This window comes from Cellulomonas sp. (assembly GCF_035634735.1).
In the GTDB taxonomy this organism is placed as follows: domain Bacteria; phylum Actinomycetota; class Actinomycetes; order Actinomycetales; family Cellulomonadaceae; genus Cellulomonas.
Genome location: NZ_DASQCJ010000221.1, coordinates 1 through 5,337 on the forward strand (window position 1 = coordinate 1; position 5,337 = coordinate 5,337).

Below are 5,337 nucleotides of genomic sequence, written 5' to 3' on the forward strand. Positions count from 1 at the left end.
GAGCCGGGGCCCGAGCCGGGGCCGGAGCCGGGGCCGGGGCCCGGGCCGGGGCCTGAGCCCGAGCCGGAGCCGGGGCCCGAGCCGGAGCCGGGGCCCGAGCCGGGGCCTGAGCCCGAGCCCGAGCCGGGGCCGGGGCCGGAGCCGGGGCCCGAGCCGGAGCCGCTCCCGCGCGAGCCGGCGGACCCGGCCGGCCCGCCGAGCGCGGACGACCCCGCGGCCGACACCCCGCGCCCGCCGGGCGCGGTGGACCGCCTCGCGGCCACCGGCGCGACCCTCGTGGGCGTCCTCGCGGCGGCGATCGCCCTCCTGGCGACCGGCGTCCTGGTGGTCCGGGCGCGTCAGTCCCGCGACACGGACCCGTCGACGTAGGACCAGCGGCCGTCCTCGCGGACGAACCGGCTGACCTCGTGCAGCGACCCGGGCGTCTCGCCCGGGTCGCGGTACGTGGCGCGGAACTCCACGGTGCCGGCGGTGTCGAACGGGCCGCCGGCGCTCGTGGCGAGGACGTCGAGCCGCACCCACCGGGTCGCGGGGTCGAGGTCCAGCTCCGCGGGCCGGGTCGACGGGTGCCAGGTCGCCCCCAGGTAGTCCGCGTCCCCGACGGCGAAGGCGCTGTACCGGGACCGCATCAGCGCCTCGGCGGTCGGGGCCGCGCGCTCGCCGCGGTGCAGCGGGCCGCAGCACTCGGCGTAGGGCAGGCCGCTCTGGCAGGGGCAGCGGGTCGGGGCGGGCACGGCTCCAGTATCGGCCGGGTCAGCGCCGCCCGTCCCGCTCGCCCCGCGCCGGCACCCGGACCCGCACCCGGCGGGACCGCGTCGTCGCCGTCCGGAGCGCGACGCCCGCGCCGGTCAGGCCCAGCGCCAGCACGGCGAGCGGGAGGCTGTCGGCACCGGTCCGCGGCAGCTCGTCCGCCGCGAGCACGCCGGAGCCGCCCGACCCGCCGGACCCGCCGCCCGTGCCGCCGCCCCCGGTCCCACCGCCCCCGGCCCCGCCGCCGTCGTCCGCCCCCGTGACCAGCACGGTGACCACGGCGCTCGCGCACGCCGGCGAGACGTCGGCCGCGCACACCCGGTACGTGAACGTGTCCGTGCCGACGAACCCGGGCGCGGGCGTGTAGACCAGCACGCCGCCGACCAGGGCGACCGTCCCGTTCGCGGGCTGCGAGGTGACGTCCGGCGGCAGCACCGTGCCGAGGTCGTTGGCCGCGACGTCGATCGTCACCGGCGTGCCCTCGGGCGTCGTCGCGGCGTCGTCGACGGCCACCGGGTCCACCAGCACGGTCACCAGGCCGGTGCTGCACAGCACCGGGATGCCGTCGTCGCACACCGAGTACTGGAACTGGTCGCGGCCCGCGAACCCGGGTGGCGGCGTGTAGGTCGTCGTGCCGCCGGACAGTGTCACGGTGCCGCCGGCGGCGCTCGGGAACGTCTGCACGATCGTCACCGCGTCGCCGTCGGGGTCGCTCACCCCGGGGTCGCCCGCGATCGGGGTGTCCACCGTCGTGTCGAGGAACAGCGGCGGCGCCACCGGCGGCAGGTTGTCCGGCCACACGTGCACCGTCACCACGGCGGTGGCGCAGTCCGTGGGGTCGTCGGGGGAGCACGCCTGGTAGGTGAAGGAGTCGGTGCCGAGGTAGCCGGGGCCGGGGGTGTAGAGGACCGTGCCGGTCGCCGGGTCGACGGACACCAGGCCGTGGTCGGGCCCGTCGACCAGCGCCGGCGCCAGCACCGCCCCGGGCGGGTCGTTGGCCAGCACGTCGATCGTGATCGGGGTGTTCACGAGGGTGGTCGTCTCGTCGTCGACCGCCAGCGGGTGCACGATCAGCGTCACCGTCGCGGGCGCGCTGCACTGCACCGGGTCCTGGTTGTCGCACACCCGGTAGGTGAACGAGTCGGTGCCGACGAACCCCGCGTCCGGGAGGTACCCGAACCGGCCGCCCGGCAGCAGGATCAGCGCGCCGTCCGACGGCCCGGTCACCGTGCTGTACCGCAGCTGGAGGTCCGGGTCGGGGCTGCTGCCGGTCACGGTCGAGACGATCGGGCGTCCGACGACCGTCTCGCGCACCAGGTCGTCGGCGGTCGGCGGGTCCACGACGTCGGGGCCGGGCGTGACCTCGGTGGTGACCGTCTCGGAGTCGGCCGTGCCGTCGTTGTTCGATGCGTCCGGGTCGGGCGTGGTCGCGGTGGCGCTCACCGTGTTCACCAGCACACCGCTGCCCGGGGCGGTGCCGGTGACGGTCAGCGTGACGGTCGCGCCCACCGCGAGCGTGCCGAGCGACCAGGTGACGGTCGGCGGCGCGACGACCCCGCCGGCGGAGACGGTGACGCCGGTCAGCTCGGCCGGCAGGGCGTCGGTGACCGTGACGCCGACCGCCTCGTCGGGGCCGGCGTTGCTGACGTCGATCGTGTACGTGAGCTGCCCGCCGGGGCCGACGAAGGCCGGCCCGGTCTTGCTGACCTGCACGTCGGCGGACGCCGCGCCGACCGGGTCGGCGCAGTCCGGCGCCGGGTAGTCGGCGGGCCCGGGGACCGCGAGGTCGCGCAGGTCGACGTTGGTCACGGACCCGGCGCCGGTGTCGGGGAACGTCGTGCCGGGGACGTCGACGAAGATCGGCACCAGCCCGGAGTCCCCGACGAACTGCCCCTGCACGCTCGTCGCCCCGCTGAACACGTACCGGCCGAAGCCGGTGACGGTGCCGTCGTCGGTGAGGGTCGTCGCCGTGAGCGCGGCCGCCGGCAGCTGCCGCCACGCGCCCTGGTTGGCGAACCCGCCGCCCAGCGCGACCAGGCCGGTGTTGCTGGACCCGCCGTTGTTGGTGAGCCCCCCGGTGGCGGTGAGCACGCACAGGTTGGTCAGCGACCCCGAGCCGTTGACGATCAGGTCGCCCCCGAGGTTCGCGGTCCCGGCGTTCTCGAACGGGCCGTTGACGATCGTCGTGCCCGCCGCGGTGAGCGCCCCGTTGTTGGTCAGCGAGACGGAGGAGTTGAGGGTGGCGCCGCCGGGCAGCGCCAGCGTGCCGTCGTTGACGATGGTGCCGGCCGCCGGCGTGAAGGCGCCGGTGATCGTGAGGGACGCCCCGGCGCGGTTGGTCACGGTGCCGGGGCCGTTCAGCGTGAGCCCGGCGAACGTCGCGCTGCCGGCGTTGTCGAGCGCGAAGCCCGCGTTCGTGGTGATCGCCGGCATGGTCGCGGTGCCGCCGGGCGCGACGTAGATCGTCCCCGCCGCGTTGTTCACGTACGCCGGGGCCAGCGTCGCCCCCGCCGCGACGCACAGGGTCGCGCCGGCCGGCAGGGAGTTCACGCCGCCGACCTGGGTGCCGCCCGCGATCAGCACGACCTCGCCGGCCGCGATGTCGAGCGCCGCGCCGGTCGCCGCGCCGGTGACGGTGCGGGTGGGCGCGGCGCAGTCGTCCGCCGGGGCGGCCAGCGCGGGCCCGCCGGGCACCAGGGCGGCGAGCAGCAGCCCGCCGAGCGCCGCGGCGGCCCACCGGCGCCGCGCGCGCGGCCGCGAGCCCCCCGTCGTCCTGGTCCCAGTGCCGTCCCGCCGCGCCCCGCTGCCCGACCTCGCCCGCACCGTGCCCCCGATGCCTCGTGCGCCGGTCCCCCGACCGGCGCGTCCGGTCACGGTACCCAGCGTCGGGCCGGGTGGCGAGCGGGTGGCGGCGGGCCGGACGGACGTCCCGCCACGGCGCCCGCGCGCCCGTCATCATGGTGCGCGTGCCGACCCAGCCAGGAGACGACGAGCTCGAGCTCATCCGCCAGTCCGGCGTCGCGCTGCGCGTCGGCCGGCTGAGCCTGTCCGCCGGGACCGGGTCCTACCGGGTCAAGTCGTCGATGGCCCGGATCGCCCGCGCGATCGGCGTCGACCGGCACGAGGCGCACGTGACGCTCACCGAGATCACGACCACCTCGCACCGCGGCCCGAGCTTCCGCACCGAGGTCGCCGAGGTCCGGTCGGTCGGCATCAACGCGGACCGGCTGGCCGAGCTCGAGCACCTGGCCGGTTCGCTCGCGCGGTCCGGCCGGCGCGCCACCGTCGACGAGATCTCGGCCGAGCTCGACCGGATCGAGCGCAAGCCGCCGCTGTACCCCGACGCGGTGAACGCGCTGTGGGCGGCCGTCGCGTGCGCGGCGTTCGCGTTCCTCAACAACGGCGGCCCGGTCGAGATGGCGGGGGCGTTCGTCGCCGCCTGGCTCGGGCAGCTCACCCGGCGGGTGCTGCTGCACCGCGGGTTCAACCAGTTCGGCGTCACGATGCTGGCCGCCGCGCTCGCCTGCCTCGCGTACCTGGGGCTGGTGTCGGCGGTGCACGGGCTGGGCGCCACGGAGGTGCGGCACGCGGCCGGCTACGTGTCGGCGGTGCTGTTCCTGGTGCCCGGCTTCCCGCTCGTGACGGGCGGCCTCGACCTGGCGAAGCTCGACTTCTCCGCCGGGGTCGCCCGCCTGACCTACGCCTTGATGATCCTGACCTCGGCGGCGCTCGCGGTGTGGGGCGTGTCGATCGCCGTCGGCCTGTCCCCGGACCCCGAGGCGGCCCCGGTGCTGCACTCGGGCCTGCTCCTGGTCCTGCGCATGGTCGCGAGCTTCGTCGGCGTGCTCGGCTTCGCGCTCATGTTCAACAGCCCGTGGCGGATGGCCCTGGGCGCCGCCGTCGTGGGGATGGTCGCGAACACGGGCCGGCTGTACCTGGTCGGGGAGATCGCGCCGCAGGCGGCCGCCGCGGGCGCCGCGCTCCTGGTCGGGCTGCTCGCGGCGGTGATCGCGCCGCGGCTCGGGGTCCCGCGGATCACGGTCTCCGTGCCCGCCGTCGTCATCATGGTGCCCGGCGTCTCGGCGTACCGGTCGGTGTTCTACCTGTCGAACGGCGACACCACCCAGGCGCTGGCGTACGGCGTGCAGGCGGGGCTGGTGGTCGTCGCGCTGTCCGTCGGGCTGGCCGTGGCGCGGATGCTCACGGACCGCGAGTGGGGCTTCGAGCACTGATCCGGGTGGGCGCCGCGGGCTCGCGCCGGGGCCGCTTTGCCGGGTGCCCGGGACGCCCGGTACTGTGTCGCAGTCTGGAGACGTCGCATAGCCAGGTCTAGTGCGCGACCCTGCTAAGGTCGTGAAGGGGCAACCCTTCCGTGGGTTCAAATCCCACCGTCTCCGCGTGACGAGGCCCGTCAGCCTCCTGACCAGCACAAACGCTGGTCGGAGGCGGCGGGCCTCCTCAATAAGTCCCAAAGAAGTCCGGGAGACACACTGGCCTACGGGCAGGCTCCTGCGGTCCACGGGCACACGGTGTAGTCGAAGTCGCGGCGCATCTGAGGCGACCTGAGGAACTCGGCTGTCGGTCCCC

General features: G+C 76.3%; 4 protein-coding genes and 1 tRNA gene. 3 read left to right on the plus strand and 2 right to left on the minus strand.

Features of this window, described 5'->3' with window-relative positions; translation table 11 throughout:
- On the plus strand, positions 1 to 369 hold a 369-nt coding region (locus VER05_RS17975; RefSeq protein WP_324846683.1), incomplete at its 5' end, for a hypothetical protein.
- Here the strand turns inward: VER05_RS17975 and VER05_RS17980 are convergent.
- Positions 339 to 734 carry a YchJ family protein gene (locus VER05_RS17980; protein WP_324846684.1) on the minus strand — a complete coding sequence of 132 codons (396 nt, stop codon included), beginning with the start codon at positions 732 to 734 and terminating at the stop codon, positions 339 to 341. The two genes, VER05_RS17975 and VER05_RS17980, sit on opposite strands and share 31 nt — an antisense overlap.
- Positions 735 to 753: 19 nt before the next feature.
- Positions 754 to 3,624 (minus strand): Ig-like domain-containing protein, encoded by a 2,871-nt coding sequence (locus VER05_RS17985; RefSeq protein ID WP_324846685.1) that lies wholly within the window; start codon positions 3,622 to 3,624, stop codon positions 754 to 756.
- A 92-nt stretch (positions 3,625 to 3,716) separates the two neighbouring features.
- Here VER05_RS17985 and VER05_RS17990 point away from each other — a divergent pair, with 92 nt between their 5' ends.
- Both VER05_RS17990 and VER05_RS17995 read left to right on the plus strand, forming a co-directional pair.
- The gene (locus VER05_RS17990; protein WP_324846686.1) at positions 3,717 to 4,982 is read left to right on the plus strand and encodes a threonine/serine exporter family protein; all 1,266 of its coding nucleotides are present in this window, start codon (positions 3,717 to 3,719) and stop codon (positions 4,980 to 4,982) included.
- Between the two features lie 76 nt (positions 4,983 to 5,058).
- Positions 5,059 to 5,147: transfer RNA gene (locus VER05_RS17995), tRNA-Ser, on the plus strand.
- Positions 5,148 to 5,337: the final 190 nt, after the last annotated feature.